The organism is Fibrobacter sp. (assembly GCA_024398965.1).
Taxonomy (GTDB): Bacteria; Fibrobacterota; Fibrobacteria; order Fibrobacterales; family Fibrobacteraceae; genus Fibrobacter.
Window position 1 is genome coordinate 1 of record JAKSIF010000006.1, and the last position, 21,845, is coordinate 21,845.

Sequence of the window (21,845 nt, forward strand, 5' to 3'; positions counted from 1 at the left end):
GAAGCTAACAAGGCTTTCGCTCACTTCCGTTTCTAATTCTTGCGATAGTAAAGAATATCCTAGAAGAAAAGGTTCCACTGAAAAGTGGAACCTTTTCTTTTGTAGTATCCTAGAGTAGCACGTAAGGTAAGTGTCGCATGTTGCTGGTATCTGATATCGGAATTGTTTTGTTTAGGTTTTTCGTATATTGGTGATTGCTTCAGGCTAAAAAAAAGATGATGAAAATTTTAACGAGCTCCATTCTATTTTTACTGTTATCCATGCTTTTTTCGGGATGCTGCATGTCGCCCGAAAGGCGTGCCTACGAGGCTCATGAAAAGTCTGTGGAGAAAGATCGCCTACACAAGCGAGCCTTGTTCCAACAGACGAAGGATGGACTGGATGCTGACTCCACCTACGCCTTGCTGAATAAGGCCTACGAACTCTACAGGTTCAACTTGTCTGAAGATGAAGATCTGGCTTTTAACGATAGCGTGGAATTGCTTGCTCGTCCTTTCTTTGAAAAATGGAAACAGCGCTCTGATTTGACCTGCGCTGCATCTGCTGCCCAGGGGCCCGTTGCAGACGAGTTAAGGGCTATTTACTTGGCTCTGTATAAACCAGGTGGGTGTTCTGACCGAAACGCGCAATTCTCTTTGTACTTTGCAGAACAAGTAGATGTTGTGTACAAAGTAATTTCTGCTGGAGGTTTTGAGGAATTAGAGGCTTACGTTAAAAAGATTGATTGTCATTATGAAAAATGTCCAGTGGCGAGCAATCTGTGTGTTGTAGCGGATTCCTTGAATCTGAATAGACTCTTGATGACCGAGACCGATAAGTATGCTTTGGATGTATTTATGGAGCTTGAGTCTCCCTGGAGTTACGAAAGCAATCTCCTGAAAAAGAAGTTTCTAGGCAACATTATTCCTGTTAGCGACTTGACTCCTAATGGCGTTCCGATGTATGGAAATGAGGGACTACTTAAGGTGACTGGAATATATGTGAATGAAAATAGAGACTTGGCTCTTGTTGAGGGCTATTCTATTACGATGGATAGATTTTACCTGCGAAAAGAGAACGGATCCTGGTGCGTAGTAAAAAATGAAATCATTGGATGGTTCTAGGTATGTGTGGTACGAGTAGGTGAATTTTTTGTGTGCTTTTTCACCCTCATTTCCTTCACTCTTTATCACAAACATTTCCACAATTATTCTATATTACGAATAGTTGAATTTTTTTCACTCTAACCAAAGGTCAAATAAAATGGCTTCTAAAATTAAGTCCGTTGTTGCCCGCCAGATCCTCGACTCTCGCGGCAATCCCTCCCTCGAAGTTGATGTTACCCTCGAAAACGGTGTGACCGGTCACGCCGCTGTTCCGAGTGGTGCTTCCACCGGTGAACGCGAAGCTTGCGAACTCCGCGACGGTGACAAGAAGACTTACCTCGGCAAGGGCACCCTTACCGCTGTTAAGAACGTCAACACCAAGATCGCTAAGAAGCTCGTCGGCATGGATCCTTCCAAGCAGGTCGAAATTGACGACGCTATGATCGCTCTCGACGGCAACCGCATGCTCAAGAACAAGCTCGGTGCAAACGCTATCCTCGGCGTTTCCATGGCTGTTTGCGTTGCTGCTGCTAACGACGCTAAGATGCCGCTCTACCAGTACATCGCAAAGATGCACGGCACCACCAAGCTCACTCTCCCCTGCCCGATGTGCAACGTCATCAACGGCGGTGCTCACTCTTCCGCTCCGATCGACTTCCAGGAATTCATGATCGCTCCGGTTGGCGCTAAGACTTTCTCCAAGGGTCTCCAGATGGTGACCGAAATCTTCCACGCTCTTAAGGCTGTCCTTAAGAAGGGTGGCTTCGACACCACCGTTGGTGACGAAGGTGGCTTCGCTCCTGGCGTAAGCATCAAGCCGGCTAAGAACAAGTTCGGTTACGAAATCACTGGCGTTATGACCCTCGAAAAGGCTCTCGACGCTCTGAAGACTGCAACCACCAATGCTGGTTACAAGTTCGGCACCGACATCAAGATCGCTCTTGACGTTGCTTCTTCTGAATTCTGCGACAAGAACACCAAGGCTGGCAAGCCCGAAACCTACACCTTCAAGAAGTCCACCAAGAAGACCCTCAAGTCTGCTGACATGGTGAAGCTCTATGAAAAGCTCATCGACAAGTATTCCATCTTCTCCATCGAAGACGGTCTGGATGAAGCTGACTGGGCAGGTTGGAAGGTTATGACCGACAAGCTCGGTTCCAAGCTCAACCTCGTGGGTGACGACCTGTTCGTTACCAACCCGACCATCTTCGACGAAGGCATCAAGGCTGGCATCGCTAACGCTATCCTCATCAAGGTGAACCAGGTTGGTTCCGTTTCTGAAACCCTCGCTGCTATCAAGCGCGCTCAGAACGAAGGCTATGCTCCGATCGTTTCTCACCGTTCCGGCGAAACCGAAGACACCTTCATTGCTGACCTCGCTGTTGGTACCGCTGCTGGCCAGATCAAGACCGGTTCTCTCTCTCGTACCGACCGCGTCTGCAAGTACAACCGCCTCCTCCGCATCGAAGAAGAACTTGGCAAGGCTGCTGTCTATGCCGGTGATCCTCGCAAGGCTGTCAAGGCTGCAAAGCCGGCTGCCAAGAAGGCTGCTTGCAAGAAGGCTTGCAAGAAGTAATTTTTAACTCTGTTAGAAATTGAAGAGAGCTCCGACTTAGGTCGGGGCTTTCTTTTTTTATAACAAAATATGATTGATTAATCCGATGTATTATGTTGTATGTAACTCTGGCTTGGATGACGAATATTTTCCGTAAGACGAGGGCATGTAGGTGATGTGACTCTTGTTTGTAAACTTTTGTATACTGCCAATAAACTCGGCATGTTATTTTCTATGAACTTGGGGCAATATGGAGCTTGTACTCGTTTGTAAACGGCATTTTTTTTATTGGCGAGAATACTTTTTTTCTAGAAAATCTATATTACGAAAGAATTTTTTCACACAGGCTTTTAATAGCTATCAATGAGGACACAAATGATTGGATTGAAATCGATTGCCAAAACGGCGCTTGCGCTGACGGCAACTGGTGCGCTCCTTTCCGGCTGCGGTGACGCATCCTCGGAAGACGCACTGGCTGGCGGCTCCTTGCCCCGTCAGGAAACGCTGTACCTTTCTGGCCAGCAGAACTCCGCTCCGGGTTCCTTCAACCCCCTGGCTGAAAGCTGGGCTGCCTCCTGGCCGGTAGGTGGACGTTTTAACCTGATGTACGAACCGCTCATCACCTATAACTCTCTGAACGGTCAGATCGAAGATCTTCTCGGTCATCTGGTTGAAGAACTTTCCAACAACGACAGTATCGTGGTTGACTTGAACCCCGCTGCAAAGTGGAGCGATGGCAAGCCGGTGACCTCCACCGACGTAACCTTCATGTTCCTGCGCGGTTCCCTGAATACTGCAGAACAGATTTCTGCTATTCATATCGATACTTTGAAGAACGGACCGGAGGGTCAGGTTACCGAACGCCTTGCCTTTATGGTTAACAAGAAGGCTCGTAACAACCCGCTTACAGTTCGCGACTTGCTGCAGGCAACTCGTATCGCTCCGTCCCATATCTTTGAACCTATGATCAAGGAAAAGGGCTTGGACGAAGTGAAGAAGATGGCTATGGACCAGAATCCGGTTGTTTCCGGTCCCTATGGTCTTCGCTCTGCTAACGAAACCAAGATTATCCTTGAACGTCGTGACGACTACTGGGGCAACGCAGCTCTCCATAACGGTCAGCTTCCCGCTCCTAAGTACGTGGTTCACCCGATTTACAAGAACAACGAACATAACACCATTGCAATGCGCGAAGGCAACCTTGATGCTTCTCAGAGCTTCATTCCTCGCATTAACCGCAAGGCTGGCGCAGGCGTCCACACTTGGTGGAATGAACCGCCTTACTTCCGCCCGGGTGCAATGCCCATGCTTGTGATCAATACCACTAAGGAACCGCTTAACGACAAGCGCTTCCGTCGTGCCTTGGCCACTGCCATTGACTACAACGCTCTTCGTCAGTTCGCCGTCTCCAACTACACTTCCACTCTGAAGGCTGGCCTCATTATGCCTACCGACCTGGAAGGCAAGTACATCGTTGACGAAGACCTGGACAAGTTTGGCGCAAACCTCGCCATTACCGATGACGCAGAACGTCTTGCAACCGTTAAGCAGATGCTTTCCGAAGCAGGCTTCAAGTCTGTGTTTAACGATGACGGTTCCCTGGACCACATGGAAAATGCCAAGGGCGAACGTCTTCCCACTCTCTCCATTACTTCCCCTGCTGGTTGGACCGACTGGGAAGCCATGGTCACCATCGCTGTCGACGGTATGCGTAAGGCCGGTATCGACATTCGCGAAGGCTTCGTAGATGGCGGTGCTTACTGGCCGGCTATGGGTCTTGGCAACTTCGACCTGGTTATGCACAAGCCGGTTGCCGACGTGACTCCGTCTCTCCCCTGGAGCCGCTTCAACGAAATCATGTCTTCTCGTGACTGGACCGACCTTGGTGGTTGGGCCGGCGTGAACATCGGCCGTTACAACAAGCCCGGTTCTCCGGAATATCGTCCGGAAGTTGACCAGCTTTTGTCTGCAATTCCGCTGATGACTGATTCTACTGAAATCGCCAAGGCTTACCGCGAACTGAACAAGATCTTCATGGAAGATCAGCCGTCCATTCCGCTGGTATACCTCCCGGAACAGTTCTACGAATTCAGCGACCGTGTATGGACCAACTGGCCCACCGCTGAAAATCCGTATGCTCCTGCCCAGCTCCCCTGGGTTGCATCCGGCACCAAGATCCTCTGGAACTTAAAGCTTGCAAAATAAAGGTTAAAGGGAATACAAATGCTTAAACAATATCCTATGCTACGCTATGTCCTGCAGAAGGGGTTCTGGTATCTCCTGACCTTCATCTTTGCAGTGGCATTGAACTTCGCATTGCCCCGCGTGGGCGGTAGCGATCCGGTCGACATCATTATGGGTCAGGCCGGTAAGGGCCTTTCTCCGACTGAAGCTCAGTTGAAGAAGGCTGAACTCCTTGTCTCCTTCGGTATGGCCGACGTGGACGAACAGGGCAACCTGTTTGACGAAGAAGGTAACATCGTCATTCGCAAGGTTCCGAAGCTTGACGCCGATGGAAATCCTGTCATGAATGGCAATGATGCCGTTATGGTCAACGAAGTCGTTTCCATGAAGGAACCGAAGCGTACCTCTGCCATCTCCCAGTTCTTTGCCTACATCGGCAACGTGTTCAAGGGTGACCTCGGCAAGTCCTATTCTAACAACACTGAAGTGACTACCATCATCAAGAATGCTCTTCCCTGGACTCTCCTCATCCAGGCTCCCACCATTCTTCTTGGTTGGATCATCGGTAACCTCCTTGGCGCATTTGCTGCTTACAAGCGCGGCATCTTTGACAAGGTGTTCTTCCCGGTTGCCATGTTCCTGAACGGCGTGCCCTACTTCGTGTTCGGTATGCTTCTCGTGGCTCTCTTCTCCATCACTCTCGGCTGGTTCCCGGCTGTGGGTAACATGAGCCCGGATATTTCCGAGTTCAGCTTCTCCTGGAATTGCTTGAAGAGCGTCGGTTGGTACTACATCCTTCCGTTCTTCTCCTGCTTCCCGATTCTTCTTTCCGGCCAGGCTACCGGTATGCGTTCCATGTCCATCTATGAACTTGGTACCGACTACATGAAGTATGCTAAGTGGCTGGGTCTCCGTGAAGGTCGTATCATTAGCTACGTTTTCCGTAATGCAATGCTCCCGCAGCTTACCGGTCTTGCCCAGTCTCTTGGTGCAATGGTGGGCGGCGCCCTCATTACTGAAATGATCTTCTCTTACCCGGGTCTCGGCATGGCTATGCTTGACGCAATCAACAAGCAGGACTATGCAACTATCCAGGGTTGTACCTTGATGATTTCCACCTGCGTGCTTCTCGCTAACTTCGCAGTGGACGTCTTGATCGCTATCTTTGACCCGCGCGTTAAGGCTGGTCTCCAGATGGGAGGTAAGTAATTATGGGAAAGCTTTTTAGAAACCTTCTCAAGTCCCCGATGTTCGTCATCGGTCTGTCCATCTTCGTGATCACTATGTTGATCGCCGTCTTTGGACCTGTTATCTATAACGTGGACACCCACGCCCGTGACATTCTTGCTGGCCCCTATGCTGGATCCAGCTCCGCTCACTTGCTGGGTACCGACCATCTTGGTCGTGACTACGTATCCCTGTTGATCGAAGGCCTTGGCAACTCCCTCTATGTGGGTTTCCTTGCCGGTATCATCGCTACTACTCTCGGTGTTCTTATTGGTCTGTATGGCGGTTTCCGCGGCGGCTGGATTGACGAAGTCCTGAACATGTTCACCAACCTGTTCATCGTTATCCCGCAGTTCGTGATTCTCGTGCTCATCAGCTCTGCCTTTAAGGATGGCCGTTCCCTGACTCTTATCGGTGTGGTGATTGGCCTTACCGCTTGGAGCTGGTCTGCTCGTGCAGTGCGCGCCCAGGCTTCTTCTCTCCGTAGCCGTGACCATATCTCCCTTGCACGCATCAACGGTGCAAACACTCTGACCATCGTTATCAAGCATGTGCTCCCGTACTTGCTCTCCTACGTGTTCATGGTGTTCATCATGCAGGTGTGCTCCGGTATTCTTTCTGAAGCTTCCATCTCCATGATCGGTCTTGGTCCTGTGGATACCACTTCTCTGGGTATCATCCTGAACCAGGCTAAGGACAACGGCGCTCTGGCAGACTCCATCTGGATTGCATTCCTGCCGGCAACCATCGTTGTTACTTTGACTGTGTTCGCCCTCTACCTGATCAATACTTCCATGGAAGGCGTCTTTAACCCGCGTCTGCGCAAGTAAGAGGTAACGAAATGTCTGAAAATGTATTTGAAGTAGAAAACCTCGGCCTCTATTACTTGGGTCGTTTCGGCGACAAGACTCACGCTGTTACCGACGTGTCCTTCTCCATGAAGCAGGGCGAAATCCTCGGTATCGCAGGTGAATCTGGTTGCGGTAAGTCCACTCTCGTGTCCGGCCTCATGGGCATGTGCATTCCTCCTCTGTACCCCGAAAAGGGTGACGTCCGCGTTAAGGTGGGCGACAAGATGGAATCTCTCATGAACCGCTCCATCGAAGACGTTCGTGCCAACGTTTTGGCTCAGAAGGTCTCCATGATTCCTCAGGGCGCATTCAACGCTCTGAACCCGGTTCGTAAGATCAAGGACATCGCTGCAGACGTGATCGCTGCTCACCAGCAGGCTGGCAAGTCTCTTGACAAGGCCCAGATCTACGAAACCCTCCGCAAGCGTTTCGACCTGTTCGGTATGGACACTGACCGTGTGCTGAACTCTTACCCGATCCAGCTGACCGCAGGCGAACGCCAGCGTTCTGTGATCGGTATCTCCACCTTGCTCAACCCGCAGATGGTGATCGCTGACGAACCTACTTCCGCTCTGGACGTTTCTACCCAGAAGGAAGTGATCAGCATGATCTTCGATCTTTTGGACAAGAAGATCTTCAGCACCATGATCTTCATTACCCACGAACTTCCGCTGCTCTATCATGTGGCCGACAATATCGCTATCATGTACGCCGGCGAAATCGTTGAAATGGGTACTGCAGAACAGATCGTTAAGGATCCGCGTCACCCGTACACCCAGGCTTTGATGGGCGCAATGCTCTCCACTGAAGCTTCTCAGCGTACTCGTCACCCGGAAGCAATCGAAGGTGCTCCTCCCAGCCTCAAGAACAAGATTGTGGGTTGCCGCTTTGCAGACCGCTGCAAGAAGGCATGCCCGGATTGCAAGAAGAACACTCAGGAAATCCGCATTGTCGGCGGCCGTCAAGTGAGGTGCGATTATGCCCAGTAATAAGCCAGTTGTATTTTCTGCCAAGCGCATCAGCAAGGACTTTGGTGCCGGCAAGTCTCTGAAGACTGCAGTGAAGGACGTGTCCTTCGACATCTACGACGAAGAATTCATCTCCATCGTGGGTGGTTCCGGTTGCGGTAAGTCTGTTCTCGCAAAGATCATGCTTGGTCTTTACGAACCGACCCGCGGTCAGTTCCTCTATCGCGACAAGCCCATCAAGAACCTGAAGGACCACTGGAACGAAGTCCAGTCTGTGTTCCAGGATCCGTTCGGCTGCTTCAACCAGTTCTTTACTATCCGTAGCCAGCTGGAAGACGCCTTGAACATCCTGAAGGACAAGCCCTCTAAGGAAGAAGTTCGCCGTCGCGTGGACGAAGGCCTGATGGCTGTTAACGTTAAGCCCTCCGATATTGAAGGCAAGTATCCGTTCGAACTTTCCGGTGGTCAGATGCAGCGTATGCTTCTCGCCCGTATCTTCGCCCTCCGTCCGAAGGTGTTGATCGCTGACGAAGCTACCTCCATGGTGGACGCTTGCGTTCGTGCAAACATCCTCGATTACCTCCGTAAGCTGAAAGACGAACTGAAGATGACTGTTGTGTTCGTGACCCACGATATCGGTCTTGCAAACTACGTTTCCGACCGTATCTTCATCATGCACGACGGTAAGATCGTTAACCAGGGTACTCCGGCTGAAGTGTTGGACAACACCACCGAACCGCACACCCTGAAGCTGCTCGACGATATTCCTGAAGTCCACAAGACCGAATGGATCAAGAACAGCCATCGTTCTAAGAAGGGTTAATTCCCTTGATAGCTTGGTGCGGGTAACTGCACAAGGTTATTGAAAGATTGAAGCCTCGGCTCCGAGAAATCGGTGCCGGGGTTTCTTTTTTTTGCGTTTCCCATCCGTTTTCTTTTGAAAACGGAAAAAAGACGGAAAAGTTCCCTCTAGATGGATTTTGTAGGTATATTCTGGACATGATGAATCGTAACTCTGCTTTTAGCAAGGTGGCTTTGTCCGCCCCTCTTATGCTCCTGGCCACCAGTGCCTTTGCTGTTCCCCTTTTCAACCAGGTGGGTTATACTCCCGAGTCCGAAAAACAGATTGTAATTCCGGGTAGTGACGCCAACCCGCTGGAAATCCGTGACCTTAACGGAAAGACTGTGCTGAAGCTTGATGCTCCCATGGTCTATGACTGGGAATTTAGCGGTGAGGAAGTCCAGACTTACGATATTTCCGCTTTGAAGACTCCCGGCACCTACCGCATTTATCGTGACGGCTATATGGCGGCTCCCATCGTAATTTCAAAGAATGCCTACGAGGACGTGACCAAGGCTGCGCTGAAGTGGTTCTACTACCAGCGTGCAAGCATGCCTCTGGAAACCCAGTATGCAGGCAAGTGGGCCCGTTCTGCAGGCCATATGGATGACCAGGTGATTGTCTACGGTACAGACGCTGCAACTGCTCCCGGCTACGAGAAGGCTACTGGTAAGCCTGCCCCCAAGACGGACAAACCGCAGGTGATCAAGTCTGACCGCGGTTGGTACGACGCCGGTGACTACGGCAAGTACATCGTGAACTCCGGCATTACCGTGTTCACCTTGCTGGATCTCTATGAACGTTTCCCGAAGTTCGGCGACACCCTGAAGTGGAACATTCCCCAGGAATTCAAGAAGTACCCGCAGCTTCTTGAGGAAATCCGCTACAATCTTGACTGGATGCTGACCATGCAGGATTCCGATGGCGGTGTTTACCATAAGGTGACCACCTTGAAGTTCAGCGGTTCCGTGATGCCTGAGATGGATGGCGCCGCCCGCTATGCCATCATCAAGAACGTTACCGCCACTCTGGACTTTGCCGGCGTCATGGCCCAGGCTTCCGTGATTTACAAGAAGAAGGATGCCGCCTATGCCAAGAAGATGCTGGACGCAGCCGAAAAGGCTTATGCCTGGGCAAAGGAACATCCTACGGAATTCTACAAGCAGCCCGAGGACGTACAGACCGGTAACTACATGCATGGTGGCGAAGACGGTAAGGATGAATTCCGCTTTGCCGCTGCAGAACTTTATCGCGCAACCAAGAAGGCCATGTATCTTGACGAGTTCAAGACCAACGCCTTTAACGCCAATGGTCCCTGGTGGGGCGACATGAACATGATTGCCGCCTTCCGCGTGGCAACCGAGGCAAAGCTTTTTGGCAAGGAACTTTCCGAGACCGCCAAGAGTGTTGTGATGAACGAGGCCAACAATCTCCGTGCCATTGGCGATACCAGCGCCTACCGCCTGCCTATGAACAAGTGGAACTGGAACTGGGGCAGCAACAGCGCTGTGGCCAACAACGGTATTGTCCTTCTTTACGCCTACTATATGACCGGCGACAAGAGTTACGTGGATGGCGCCCAGCAGGCCCTGGACTATCTCCTGGGTAAGAATCCCATGGAAATCAGCTATGTGACCGGCTTTGGCTACAGAAGTGTCCGTAACCCCCATCATCGTCCCAGCGAATCCGACATGGTAGACGATCCGGTACCGGGCATGTTGGCTGGTGGCCCCCATCTTGGCAAGCAGGATATTAACCTGGATGGCAAGGAACTTTGGAAGTGCCCCAACTATGCTGCCGCTGATAAGGAAGCCTTGGCCTACATCGATGACCGTTGCAGCTACGCTACCAACGAAGTGGCTATTAACTGGAATGCTCCCTTGGCTTACTTGGCTGGCGCCTTGCAGGCAATTTACAATGGACACAAACCGGTAGTTTCTAAGTAAAAATTCAAGTAAACTTGGATGCCATGACACTCGGCTTTTGCATTTTTATAGAAAATGCGGCGCCTCGGTCATGTCGTTACCAAGTAAACTTGGACGCCATGACGCTCGGCTTTTGCATTTTTGACAAAAGAAAGTTTTTTGGTACCTCTGCAGGTGTAGCCCTGCGGAGGTATTTTTATATCAGTGAATTACGGGCGGGATAGGTGTTTGGCGTCCGTGCAACAAGAGGAAATGGTATGTTTGGAATTTCTCTACGGACATCGGCACGCGCTCTCGCGCTGTCTCTTGGCCTGATGGCTGGTGCAGGCTTTGCCCAGGATCAACTTTATTCGGAAATGTTTCCGCTGTCTGCGGTGAAGCTTCTGGACGGTCCCTTGAAGGAACGCCAGGATCTTAATGGCGAAACCTTGCTTGCCTATGATACGGACAAGCTGATCGCGCCTTTCTACGAAGAAGCCGGCATGCGCCCCAAGGCTGTTAAGTTCAGCAACTGGGCGGGCCTCGATGGACATGTGCTAGGCCATTACCTGAGCGCCTTGGCCATGCATTATGCTGCTACCGGTGATTCCAAGATCAAGGCCCGTATGGAATATGTGGTGGATGAGTTGGAAATCATCCAGAAGCAGAATTCCAAGGATGCAAATTTTGTGGGCTATATCAGCGGCGTGCCTAATGGCAAGGCCATGTGGCTCAAGTTCAAGAACGGCGATGCCGGCGCACAGAACGGCTATTGGGTTCCTTGGTACAATATTCACAAGACATACGCTGGCTTGCGTGACGCCTGGATGTACGGCGGTATTTCCAAGGCCAAGACCATGTTCCTTGCCCTTTGCGACTGGGGCATTACCATTACCAACGGCCTTAACGATTCCAAGATGGAATCCATGATGGGTACGGAATACGGTGGCATGAACGAAGTGTACGCCGACGCCTACGAAATCACAAAGAACTCCAAGTACCTGGATGCGGCAAAGAAGTGGTCCCACAAGTGGCTGCTGAATTCCATGGCATCTAACAATGATGTGCTTTCCAATAGGCATGCCAATACCCAGGTTCCCAAGGTTGTGGGTTTTGCCCGCGTGGCGGAACTGAGCGGCGACAAGACTTACAAGGCTGGCGCTGAAACTTTCTGGGACATCGTGGTGAACAAGCGTAGTATTGCCATCGGTGGCAACAGCATTTCTGAACACTTCCCGGATTACGACAAGTACAACAAGTACATCGAGGAACGTGAAGGACCTGAATCCTGCAATACATACAACATGCTGAAGCTGACGGAACGCTTGTTCCATATGACGCCCAATGCCAAGTATGCGGATTTCTATGAACGAGCCTTGTTCAACCATATTCTTTCTACACTTCATCCGAAGCACGGCGGCTACTGCTACTTTACTCCTGCAAGACCGCGTCATTACCGCGTGTATTCCAAGGTAAATGCGGGCATGTGGTGCTGTGTGGGTTCCGGCATGGAAAACCCGGGTAAGTACGCCCAGTTTGTTTATACCAAGGAAAATGATGCTCTGTATGTGAACCTTTACGCTGCCACCGAATTGGATTGGAAGGATAAGGGCATTAAGATCAAGCAGGAAACAGCTTTCCCCAAGGGTGAATCTTCCAAGTTTACCGTGAGCGGCGCCGGCAGTTTCAAGATGATGCTTCGTCACCCCTACTGGGTGAAGGCCGACGAATTCAAGGTTGTGGTAAATGGCGATACCGTTGTGTCGAAGTCTGATGTGTCCAGCTATGTTTCTGCAGGCACTGTCAAGGGCGGCGACGTGGTGGAAGTGATTTACCCCATGTACACTCATACCGAAGACCTGCGCGGCATGGATAACTACGTGGCTTTGCTTCACGGCCCCATTGTGCTGAGTGCAAAGACCGGTACCGAAAACTTGAGCGGCCTTGTGGCTGATGATGGTCGCTGGAGCCATATTGCAGGTGGCCCCCTCCAGTCTCTGGATGGCGCTCCTATGCTGGCCAGCGAAAAGAAGGACATTCCTTCCAAGGTGACTCCGGTGAAGGGCGAACCGCTCCACTTTAAGGCTCCTTACTTGTTTGCCGCCCAGAAGGACGCAAACCTGCTGTTGGAACCTTTCTATGAAGTTCACGACGCTCGCTACATGATGTATTGGATGGTGCTGACGGATCCTGCAATTCTTGAAAAACTGAAGAAGGAACAGGCCGAGGCGTTGGCACTTGACGAAAAGACGGTGGACAAGGTGTCGCCGGGTGAGCAGCAGCCCGAAGCAGATCACCGCATGCAGAAGGAAAATTCCTCTACCGGAAATCATCAGGGCGAATTCTACCGCGATGCGGGCCAGTGTTCCGGTGGCGATGGAGGATTCATTAGCTACGAGCTGGAAACCAACAGCGAGGACTCCCTGGACCTGATGGTGCGTTACTGGGGTAACGAAGGCTGTAACCGAGCCTTTGATATCATGATTGATGACAAGAAACTTGCCAGCGAAAATATTTCCAACAAGTGGAAGGTGGATGAATTCGTCAACGTGAAGTATCCCATTCCCGACAACATGGTGAAGGGCAAGAAGGTGATTACCGTAAAGTTCCAGGCAAGCACCGGCATGGTGGGCGGTATCTTTGCTGTGCGACTGCTTCGCAATAAACCTAAGCCTGAACCTGTTGAAGAAGTGGATTCCACAAAGACCGACACCACTGCAACTTCTGTTGATGATTCTACAGTTACAAAGGTTGAAACCGGCTTTGCAAAAACTGTGCCGCAGCTTCGTGCTCGCGCTACCCAGGATAATCTCCAGATCGAATCCAGTATGCCGTTGCAGGGTAACATGGCTGTGAAGATTTATTCCATGGATGGACGCGTCGTGAAGGCGCAGGTGCTGAAATCGGGTGAATCTTCCTTCAACATTGGAATTTCTGACGTGCAGAATGGCATGTATATTCTTCGAGTAATCCAGAATGGGGCGGTATACAGCAGTTCCATATTCAATAAGACTGGAAACTTCTAAAAAGAGCCTAACACACATCCAAAGAGGTACTTCGCGAAAGCGGGGTACCTTTTTTTGTCTAAGGGATTTATATTTACGGGTATGGAAATGGTAAGGAGAAAAAGAATGATTCTAAAAAACAGCTGCGCTCTTGCTTTTGCAACCATGGCGCTTGTGATTGGCGCATCGAATACCGCTGCTGCAGTTGCTGACTCCATTGAAAGATTGACGCTTCAGGATTTGGACTATACGGACCACTTGCAGACATTGCCCAATTACGATCGTGGTTTTTATTATTCCCAGGCGCTCCACGTTAAGGTGGAAGGCTCCAAGCCTATTGAAAAGCCATACGGTAAGCTGGTTCACCTTCGTGCAGACCTTGCGGAATTCAGCAGCCGTGCTTGGCTGAAGATTGATACTACTGGGGGCCGGCGCGATACCACTTGGGGCAAGTCCCAGGATCTAACAGAAGATGCCCTGAACGTTTTGCAGACCACCTTCGATAACATCCGCAAGAACGGTAGCAAGGTCATTGTGCGATTCTGTTACGACCCGTGGTTTGATGGGCACTCCAACACAACCGCGGAACACGAGTGGGTGCTGCGCCACATTGAACAGCTGGCTCCGCTTCTGACAAAGAACGTAGACATCATCGTGGCTCTTGAAATGGGCATGCATGGCGCCTTCGGTGAAATGCACTCCGATACGGCGATTACTTACCCGCGAGTTGTGGAGGCCGTGAACAAGATGCTGCGCCTGACTCCTCCGGAACTTAAGATTCTCACCCGCACGGGAAATTACTCTGCCGCAGTTCTTGGCTTTGAAAACTGGGGCGTTGATTTCCATATTGACGGTGACGTGTTCAAGCGAATCGCCGAGGCCAAGGGCGATACCATGTACCGCGTAGGAATGTTCAACGATGGCTACCTGGGGACGCAATACGATTACGGAACCTGGGGTGCGGATTGCAAGACTTCCATCTGTCGTGAAGAAGGTGTGGCCTGGCTTGAAAAGTACAGCATCAACACGCCTTATGGTGGCGAGGCTGTGGCGACGGCCAGCGGTTACCAAGTCATCAATACGCCGGAGTTCCTGGCCTACGAAGGCTTCCGTACCCACACCAGTTACTTGAACATGCATTGGAATAACAATGTGGTGGATGGCTGGAAGGCCAAGCATTTTAGCGGCAAGGATTTTGAATACGACGGAACAAAAATTGATTCCCTTACAGGTTACAAGTTTATTGAAGATCATCTAGGTTATCGATTTGTGCTGCGAGAATCCTGGTTGCCCGATACAATTGGTTCTAGCCGACATTTTCAGGCGAAGCTGAAAATTCAAAACGTGGGCTTTGGAAATCTGACTAAAGATCAGCCAGTGTATCTTCTTATTGAACAGGACCGTGACATGGGCGGCCTTGCTGTTGAACCGAGTGGTGATTCTCTTCTGCTAGAAAATCTTGACTTTAGAAATGTGTTGAGTAGGAAAATCGTCGTTGCCGATGGTGATACCAACATGACTTTTGATGGAGTCAATGACATTGATATTGATGTAAAGGATTGCCCCATGGCTTATGGAAAGAATGATGTTTACCTCCTTGTGGGTAACGTGTCCTTTGCCAATAAATCATCAAGAGATCCTTTTGTTTTTCATGAAAATAAAAATGCAATGTACTTAGGTTCTTTTGTGTATGATCGCGAGAAATCAGATGCTATTGGAGTGTTGCGCAATGTTCGAAACAAGGGGACTGAAACTCGCGTAGAACGTGCCGACCAGAAAATCCAAGTCCGCGATGGCCGCGGCAAAAATCGCAACGGGTCTGGCGACAAGCTGTTCCGTGTGAATGGAAAAGCCGTGAAATAAAAGTCATCTGGCGTGGAAAATTTGACCCAAAAGCAAATATTGTTTCTATAGCAAGGGGTTTCAAATTATATCATTATGGAACGGAGCGTTTCTTTGTTGAAGGTTCTTGGGGAGGTACGATTATTGCTCCAAATGCGAAGTTGATTCTTGGACAGACGCAATATAAATCTTTGTATGGTCAGTTTTTGGGAAATGGTTTGTCTGTTCATCAGTATTCTCGTGTGATAAACGTTGTTTTTAATCCGTTGAGTAGTAGTGCTATCGCTTATAGGGATTGATTTATGAAAAAAATCTTACTTGTAATCTTAGTCATCGCTGCAAGCCTATTTGCCCAGGTCAAGATTGATCGAGGGGTGGATGCTGTTTTTCCTCGTGAATTATGGAATTTTGAAGAATATAGCCGTACTGAAGATTGTCAAACCTATCTGCGTTTGGAAAATGCAGATGACAGTCTAGGATGCTTCAATAGAGAGAACGTCGTGTGCCAAAGTTTGTTGGACTCCAGTGTGTTTTTTTATTGGAGCCAAGCTTGGACTTCTGAAGCCAATGGATATTTCTACCATCTCTCTGATGCCACGCATTCGATCCTTGACGTGATTATGGATGAATTTAGACATTACCATGATTGTGGTTTAATCGTTGCGACGGAAACGGGCATGGATTCCATTGAATTCATTTTGAAAAGGGATTTGCAGCCCGCTTTGGATAGCGTTACATTTGACATTGGTTATTTCTTCATGTATTCTTATAGACGGTCGTTGGATGGTTCTTCTCAGCCAGCATTTACTAATGTAGGTGAACTTCCTGTTCCTCAATCAGACTATGTGGACAGTGTCGTGAATATGCGCAACGGAAATACTCTAGCGATTTTTTCACCTGTTTTACGTAATAATGGATTCCGCGGAGTTCGTGTGGAGCGTGCTGGCCAGAAAATTCAGGTCCGCGATGGTCGTGGCGGTTTGCAAAATGATCGCGGTGTGGACGGTTCACCCAGCAACAAACTATTCCGTGTGAACGGGGAAATGGTGAAGTAAAAAAATCCCCGGCACAGAAGTGTCGGGGTTTAATGCTTTCGTAGATTCAATTAGCCGTTGACGAGTTCAACGAACTGATGGCAGACTTCTTCGGGGTTGGGTTTGCCGAAGATTGCGGAACCCACCACGAAGACGTTGGCGCCGGCATCCTTGCAGGCGAGGATGTTGTCCAGCTTGACGCCGCCATCGATCTGGATGTCAAGTTCCGGCTTCATCTGGCGAAGTTCGCGGATCTTGTCCAGGCAATAGGGAATGAGGCTCTGGCCGCCGAAACCCGGATTCACGCTCATCACGAGGACCATGTCCACGATGTCAAGCACATGCTTGATGCTTGTAAGCGGAGTTGCAGGATTGATGGCCACGGCGGGCTTTACGCCCAGTTCTGCAATCTGGTGCAGCAGGCGATCCAGGTGGTTGGTGGTTTCGGCGTGGACGCTAATGAGGTGTGCGCCGGCCTTTGCAAATTCGCCCACGTAGTTTTCGGGATTTGCAATCATCAGGTGGCAATCCAGCGGAAGGCTTGTGCCCTTCTTGACGCAGGCGGAAATGCCCGGGCCAAAGCTGATGTTGGGAACGAAATGACCGTCCATGATGTCCAGGTGAACAAGGCCTGCGCCGCCGTTTTCGATAGCCTTGAGGCCGTTACCTAATTCCAGAAAGTTTGCGTTCAATACGCTGGGTGCGATAATCTGCTTCATGATGAACAAGTTAGAAATTTTGAAACTGAGTCGCAAGGCGGTTCATAGGAAGAACAAATGATTCGTGTTTTGGTAGGGTTGATTCGTCGTCAAAAGATTGTCGTTCGTCAAAATGATGTAAGTAAATATTAGACAAAAAAAAGTTTTATTACTATTTTTGGCACCAAATTCAAAGGAGAAGATTATGTCCAAAGGTACTAAGACTGTAGTTGCTAAGCCGGCCGCCAAGAAGGCTGCTCCCGCTAAGGCAAAGGCTGCAGCAAAGCCCGTTGCCGAAAAGAAGGTTGCTGCTAAGGCTGCTGCCAAGAAGGAAGCCCCTGCCAAGGCTAAGGCTGCAAAGCCTGCTGCCGAAAAGAAGGTTGTTGCCAAGGCTGCCGCTGTTAAGGCTGCTCCTGCAAAGAAGGCTGCAGCAAAGCCCGCTGCCGAAAAGAAAGTTGCTGCAAAGGTTGCTGCTCCCAAGGCCGCTGCTAAGAAGGCTGCCCCCAAGGCTGCTGCCGCTAAGAAGGTTTCCGTGACCCTCGAAGCTGATTGCCCGCTGGCTACCACCGTTTCCGTTGCTGGTTCTTTCAACAACTGGATGGTTGACGTTGACATGCTCAAGAAGGACAAGAAGTCTGGTCTCTGGAAGATCAAGCTGGAAGTCCTCCCCGGCGAATACGAATACAAGTTCGTATGCGACGGCAAGAACTGGGACGAAGGTGCCAACAAGGTTCTCAAGGCCTAATTCAGTATTTTTTGCAAATTTAGAGGAAGCTCCTTTTCAAGGGGCTTCTTTTTTTGTTCAAAATGTCATCTTTTGTCATGACATCAAATCTATATTATGGTCATGGCATTCAAGATTATTCGAAACGATATTACCAAGGTTAAGGCCGATGTCATTGTGAACTCGGCTAACACGAAACCCATTTGCGCTGGCTACCGTACCGATGCAGCCATTTACGAGGCTGCCGGTTACGATGAGATGCTTGCTGCCCGTCAAAAGATTGGTGACATCCAGGTGGGCCACGCCGAAGTTACCCCGGCATTCAAGCTTCCGGCCAAGTATGTCATCCACACGGTGGGTCCCAAGTGGATCGATGGTAATTCCGGCGAGCCCGAGGCCTTGCGCAGTTGCTATCGTGAATGTCTTACCAAGGCTGTTGCGCTTAGGGCAAAGTCCATTGCCTTTCCGCTGATTTCTACGGGAGCCTTCAAGTATCCCAAGGACCAGGCGCTGGATATTGTTACCGAGATTGCCAAGGAATTCACCAGCGAGCACAAGCTGGATGTGATTCTTGTTGTTTATGACGAAGAGTCCTTTGGCTTGACTTCGGAACTGTCCGATTTTGTGAGTGCCTATATCGATGAGCATTATGTAGGCAAGGTTACCGAAAAGCGCTTGAAAATGTACAGCGACATGAATTCCCCGGAGGAGGAACGCTGGCAGTGGCGTGGTGAAAGTTCTTTGAACAGACGTAGCCCGGTGTTAGAAGCCGCCTGCGAGAATGAAGATTGTCTTGTTGAAGATCGTCCAAACGCTAAGGCCTATGTTTCTTTTGTCGGTAAGTTGGAGGAAGATCTTGATAAAAAAGTCAGGGAATTTGAAGTGCCGACATTCGGACAGCGTTTGGCGTATTACCTTCACAAAAAGAAACTTGAATCAACAATGGTCTATAACGCAGTGTTCATGGATCGCAAGCATTTTTCGAAGTTGTTGAGTGATAAAATCAAGAATCCTAGGCGAGGAACTATTTTGGCTCTTGCTATTGGTATGAAACTGACCGTTACTGAGACGAAGGATTTACTTTCTCACGCGGAGTACTCCTTTAATCCTCAAGTTAATTTGACTGATACAATCGTTGAAGCGTTCATTGAGCAAAAAGTCTACGATATCATTCGAATAAACTATTCGCTTTCACTGCATAAACTACCTCAACTTGGTTAAACATCGCGCCGGGAAACCGGCGTTTTTTTTGTCGCTTGATGAGCGACCCAACGGCCCTTGCGATGGAGTATCTTTGTTTTCGTTAAGAGGGAATGGCAATTCCGCCAACCCAAACAAAACGAGGCAAAATATGAAGCAAGGTTTGACTGAAATGGTTTTCATTATGGATCGCAGCGGTTCCATGAGCGGTCTTGAAAAAGATACTATCGGTGGTTTCAATTCCACTATAGCAAAGCAGAGACAGGAACCAGGCGAAGCCATTGTTTCTACAGTCCTATTCGATGGCGATACGGAAGTTCTTCATGACCGAGTCCCTATCGCCGAAATTCCCACCTTGACAGATAAGGAATACTATGCCCGTGGCTGTACCGCCTTGCTGGATGCGGTTGGTAGCGCCATTCATCATATCGGAAACGTCCACAAATACGCCCGTGACGAGGACCGCCCGGAAAAGACCATCTTTGTGATTACTACCGATGGCTACGAAAATTCCAGTCATATGTATACTGCCAGGAAGGTAAAGGAAATGGTGGAACGTCAGAAATCCAAGTACGGCTGGGAATTCATTTTTCTAGGCGCAAACATCGATGCCGTGGAAACGGCCCGAGGCTTTGGAATTTCGGAAGAGTGCGCGGCAAACTTTATGTGCGACGAGAAAGGCATTGCCTTGTGCTACGAGGCTCAGGACGCAATGATGACGAATTTCCGAAAGGGAAGGAAGGATTGTTCCTGGAAGACTAATATCGAAGCGGATGTAAAAAAACGTTCTCGTCGCTGATAATGTTAGGGACCGAAGTGGCGTAGCCATTCGAACGAGTTTACGTTTTTTGTAAGGTTCCCGCCTTCGCGGGGATGATGTTCCGTAAACCCGGTTGAACGATCTGTATTATTGGCGAATGCCAGCACAGCCAAAAATTGAGCTTGTTTAGATTTGCTGGGCCCTATCGGTCGTTCCTCCCTCCAGGGTGACGAGTGAGAAATTTTTCTAAATTTTTCCCGTAATTTAACGGGGCGGCTTTTTGAAGTTTCGCCCAGAAAGGGAATACAAAATGAAGAACACCAATATCCCCGAAGAACAGTTTGTGAAGGCTGCCGCTCAGTTCGGCACCCCGCTTTGGATTTACGACCGCGCAACCATCGAACAGCGTTGCAAGGAAGTGAAGGTTTTTGATAACGTGCGTTTTGCCCAGAAGGCTTGCCCCAACCTGAGCGTGATCTCCCTGGTCCGCAAGCAGGGTTGCGTGGTGGACGCTGTGAGCGCCGGTGAAATTGTCCGCGCTCTCAAGGCTGGCTACAAGGGCGGCTGCGAAAAGGGTAAGGTTCCCGAAATCGTCTACACCGCAGACATCTTCGACAAGGATGCTCTGGAACTGGTGAAGCAGCACAACATCGCTGTGAACGTTGGTTCCCCGGACATGATCCAGCAGCTTGCCGATGCAGGCGTGAAGTCCGAACTCACCATCCGCGTGAACCCGGGTTTCGGTCACGGTCATTCCCGCAAGACCAACACCGGTGGCGATCTTTCTAAGCACGGTATCTGGCACGAACAGATCAAGGACTGCGTAAAGCTTGCCCAGGCAAACGGCATGTGGATCACTGGTCTGCATATGCATATCGGTTCCGGTTCTGACTTTGAACATCTGGCTTCTGTTGCAGAGGCTATGTGCGACGCAAGCCGCCGTCTCGGTTCTCACCTCCGCACCATCAGCGCAGGCGGTGGTCTTCCCATCGAATACCACGAAGAGAACAAGGGCCCGCATATCGACATGGCTGCCTACTACGGCATTTGGGACAAGGCCCGCAAGAACATCCAGCAGAGCATCGGTCACGATGTTCATCTGGAAGTGGAACCGGGTCGCTACCTGGTTGCAGAAAGCGGCTACCTCATGGCTGAAATCCGCGCTGTGAAGAAGCAGGGCGACAATCTGTTCTACATCGTGGACGCTGGCTTTACCGACCTGGTTCGCCCCAGCTTCTACGGCTCCTACCATCAGATTTCTGTGATCGCCCGCGATGGCCGCGAACTGAACGAAACTGTTGACGCCGTTGTTGGTGGCCCGCTTTGCGAATCCGGTGACGTGTTCACCCAGGAAGAAGGCGGTTTCGTCGTGACCCGCAAGCTCCCGAAGGCTAAGGTGGGCGACCTCCTGGTTCTCCACGATGCTGGCGCCTACGGTGCTGCAATGAGTAGCAACTACAACAGCCGTCGTTACGCTGCCGAAGTGATGTACACCAACGGCGAAATGAAGGTTGTCCGCGAACGCCAGACCTGGGATCAGTTACTGCAGAATGATAAAATCATAGAGTTCTGATCCTAGTTTCTTCGCCTCGGATATAAAATCAAGTGAACTTGATTTTGCATCGCTCGGCTTCGGAAACTTTCGAACAGATGATGCAGAACGACAAGATTATTGAATTCTAATTCGTCACGTCATCCTGGAGCGACGAAGTCGCGATAGGATCCACGCAGTGGCGTATATGCAATTAAAAAGGCCGATGAAGAGAGTTCTTCATCGGTCTTTTTTTACAAGAGAGAAAAGGATTGGCATCCATGCACGGCAAAATACTCGAAGCTACTTTATAAAAAAAGATAGCAGTGCCTTGGAAGTTCGTTTTTCACGCTTCATACTATAATCGGAGCTGGTCCGAAACCGCTTGGCCGATGGCGTGCCTAAACTGTATCACAAGAGCAACGAGCTTTAATAA

The 21,845-nt window shown here is 50.0% G+C and carries 16 protein-coding genes; 15 read left to right on the top strand and 1 reads right to left on the bottom strand.

Features of this window, described 5'->3' with window-relative positions; all coding sequences use genetic code 11:
- Positions 1-281 precede the first annotated feature (281 nt).
- The 11 genes from MJZ26_04045 (at position 282) to MJZ26_04095 (ending at position 16,517) form a co-directional block, all read left to right on the top strand.
- The gene (locus MJZ26_04045; GenBank protein MCQ2104946.1) at positions 282-1,103 is read left to right on the top strand and encodes a hypothetical protein; all 822 of its coding nucleotides are present in this window, start codon (positions 282-284) and stop codon (positions 1,101-1,103) included.
- Between the two features lie 139 nt (positions 1,104-1,242).
- Positions 1,243-2,661: a phosphopyruvate hydratase gene (eno, locus tag MJZ26_04050; GenBank protein MCQ2104947.1), complete on the top strand. Its 1,419-nt coding sequence runs from the start codon at positions 1,243-1,245 to the stop codon at positions 2,659-2,661.
- 354 nt (positions 2,662-3,015) lie between these two features.
- Positions 3,016-4,845: an ABC transporter substrate-binding protein gene (locus tag MJZ26_04055; protein ID MCQ2104948.1), complete on the top strand. Its 1,830-nt coding sequence runs from the start codon at positions 3,016-3,018 to the stop codon at positions 4,843-4,845.
- 18 nt (positions 4,846-4,863) lie between these two features.
- Positions 4,864-6,033, top strand: coding sequence for an ABC transporter permease (locus MJZ26_04060; protein ID MCQ2104949.1), 1,170 nt, complete (start codon positions 4,864-4,866; stop codon positions 6,031-6,033).
- A 2-nt stretch (positions 6,034-6,035) separates the two neighbouring features.
- Complete coding sequence (locus tag MJZ26_04065) at positions 6,036-6,881, top strand: ABC transporter permease (GenBank protein ID MCQ2104950.1); 846 nt, start codon at positions 6,036-6,038, stop codon at positions 6,879-6,881.
- A gap of 11 nt (positions 6,882-6,892) precedes the next feature.
- Positions 6,893-7,891 (top strand): ABC transporter ATP-binding protein, encoded by a 999-nt coding sequence (locus MJZ26_04070; protein ID MCQ2104951.1) that lies wholly within the window; start codon positions 6,893-6,895, stop codon positions 7,889-7,891.
- On the top strand, positions 7,881-8,693 hold the full coding sequence (locus MJZ26_04075) for a dipeptide/oligopeptide/nickel ABC transporter ATP-binding protein (protein ID MCQ2104952.1): 813 nt from the start codon (positions 7,881-7,883) through the stop codon (positions 8,691-8,693). The genes MJZ26_04070 and MJZ26_04075 overlap by 11 nt, the downstream gene beginning before the upstream one ends.
- A 176-nt stretch (positions 8,694-8,869) precedes the next feature.
- The gene (locus MJZ26_04080) at positions 8,870-10,657 is read left to right on the top strand and encodes a glycoside hydrolase family 9 protein (protein MCQ2104953.1); all 1,788 of its coding nucleotides are present in this window, start codon (positions 8,870-8,872) and stop codon (positions 10,655-10,657) included.
- A gap of 236 nt (positions 10,658-10,893) precedes the next feature.
- Positions 10,894-13,641 (top strand): glycoside hydrolase family 127 protein, encoded by a 2,748-nt coding sequence (locus MJZ26_04085; protein MCQ2104954.1) that lies wholly within the window; start codon positions 10,894-10,896, stop codon positions 13,639-13,641.
- A 105-nt stretch (positions 13,642-13,746) separates the two neighbouring features.
- A complete protein-coding gene (locus tag MJZ26_04090; protein ID MCQ2104955.1) occupies positions 13,747-15,483 on the top strand; it encodes a DUF4832 domain-containing protein in 1,737 nt (578 codons plus the stop codon).
- Between the two features lie 281 nt (positions 15,484-15,764).
- Positions 15,765-16,517, top strand: coding sequence for a hypothetical protein (locus MJZ26_04095; GenBank protein MCQ2104956.1), 753 nt, complete (start codon positions 15,765-15,767; stop codon positions 16,515-16,517).
- A gap of 50 nt (positions 16,518-16,567) precedes the next feature.
- Here MJZ26_04095 and rpe read toward each other — a convergent pair whose 3' ends face one another.
- The gene (gene rpe / locus MJZ26_04100; protein MCQ2104957.1) at positions 16,568-17,215 is read right to left on the bottom strand and encodes a ribulose-phosphate 3-epimerase; all 648 of its coding nucleotides are present in this window, start codon (positions 17,213-17,215) and stop codon (positions 16,568-16,570) included.
- Between the two features lie 184 nt (positions 17,216-17,399).
- Here rpe and MJZ26_04105 point away from each other — a divergent pair, with 184 nt between their 5' ends.
- The 4 genes from MJZ26_04105 (at position 17,400) to lysA (ending at position 21,451) form a co-directional block, all read left to right on the top strand.
- A complete protein-coding gene (locus MJZ26_04105; GenBank protein MCQ2104958.1) occupies positions 17,400-17,939 on the top strand; it encodes a glycogen-binding domain-containing protein in 540 nt (179 codons plus the stop codon).
- 102 nt (positions 17,940-18,041) lie between these two features.
- Positions 18,042-19,139, top strand: coding sequence for a macro domain-containing protein (locus MJZ26_04110; GenBank protein ID MCQ2104959.1), 1,098 nt, complete (start codon positions 18,042-18,044; stop codon positions 19,137-19,139).
- Positions 19,140-19,269: 130 nt separating this feature from the next.
- Positions 19,270-19,917, top strand: a complete 648-nt coding sequence (locus MJZ26_04115) for a VWA domain-containing protein (protein MCQ2104960.1) — start codon at positions 19,270-19,272, stop codon at positions 19,915-19,917.
- A gap of 271 nt (positions 19,918-20,188) precedes the next feature.
- Positions 20,189-21,451, top strand: a complete 1,263-nt coding sequence (gene lysA, locus MJZ26_04120) for a diaminopimelate decarboxylase (GenBank protein MCQ2104961.1) — start codon at positions 20,189-20,191, stop codon at positions 21,449-21,451.
- The last annotated feature ends 394 nt before the right edge of the window (positions 21,452-21,845 follow it).

Bases quoted from the DNA above. Each gene is read 5' to 3' on its own strand.
- MJZ26_04045 (MCQ2104946.1), top strand. From the start codon at position 282: ATGTCGCCCGAAAGGCGTGCCTACGAGGCTCATGAAAAGTCTGTGGAG.
- eno (MCQ2104947.1), top strand. From the start codon at position 1,243: ATGGCTTCTAAAATTAAGTCCGTTGTTGCCCGCCAGATCCTCGACTCT.
- MJZ26_04055 (MCQ2104948.1), top strand. From the start codon at position 3,016: ATGATTGGATTGAAATCGATTGCCAAAACGGCGCTTGCGCTGACGGCA.
- MJZ26_04060 (MCQ2104949.1), top strand. From the start codon at position 4,864: ATGCTTAAACAATATCCTATGCTACGCTATGTCCTGCAGAAGGGGTTC.
- MJZ26_04065 (MCQ2104950.1), top strand. From the start codon at position 6,036: ATGGGAAAGCTTTTTAGAAACCTTCTCAAGTCCCCGATGTTCGTCATC.
- MJZ26_04070 (MCQ2104951.1), top strand. From the start codon at position 6,893: ATGTCTGAAAATGTATTTGAAGTAGAAAACCTCGGCCTCTATTACTTG.
- MJZ26_04075 (MCQ2104952.1), top strand. From the start codon at position 7,881: ATGCCCAGTAATAAGCCAGTTGTATTTTCTGCCAAGCGCATCAGCAAG.
- MJZ26_04080 (MCQ2104953.1), top strand. From the start codon at position 8,870: ATGATGAATCGTAACTCTGCTTTTAGCAAGGTGGCTTTGTCCGCCCCT.
- MJZ26_04085 (MCQ2104954.1), top strand. From the start codon at position 10,894: ATGTTTGGAATTTCTCTACGGACATCGGCACGCGCTCTCGCGCTGTCT.
- MJZ26_04090 (MCQ2104955.1), top strand. From the start codon at position 13,747: ATGATTCTAAAAAACAGCTGCGCTCTTGCTTTTGCAACCATGGCGCTT.
- MJZ26_04095 (MCQ2104956.1), top strand. From the start codon at position 15,765: ATGAAAAAAATCTTACTTGTAATCTTAGTCATCGCTGCAAGCCTATTT.
- rpe (MCQ2104957.1), bottom strand. From the start codon at position 17,215: ATGAAGCAGATTATCGCACCCAGCGTATTGAACGCAAACTTTCTGGAA.
- MJZ26_04105 (MCQ2104958.1), top strand. From the start codon at position 17,400: ATGTCCAAAGGTACTAAGACTGTAGTTGCTAAGCCGGCCGCCAAGAAG.
- MJZ26_04110 (MCQ2104959.1), top strand. From the start codon at position 18,042: ATGGCATTCAAGATTATTCGAAACGATATTACCAAGGTTAAGGCCGAT.
- MJZ26_04115 (MCQ2104960.1), top strand. From the start codon at position 19,270: ATGAAGCAAGGTTTGACTGAAATGGTTTTCATTATGGATCGCAGCGGT.
- lysA (MCQ2104961.1), top strand. From the start codon at position 20,189: ATGAAGAACACCAATATCCCCGAAGAACAGTTTGTGAAGGCTGCCGCT.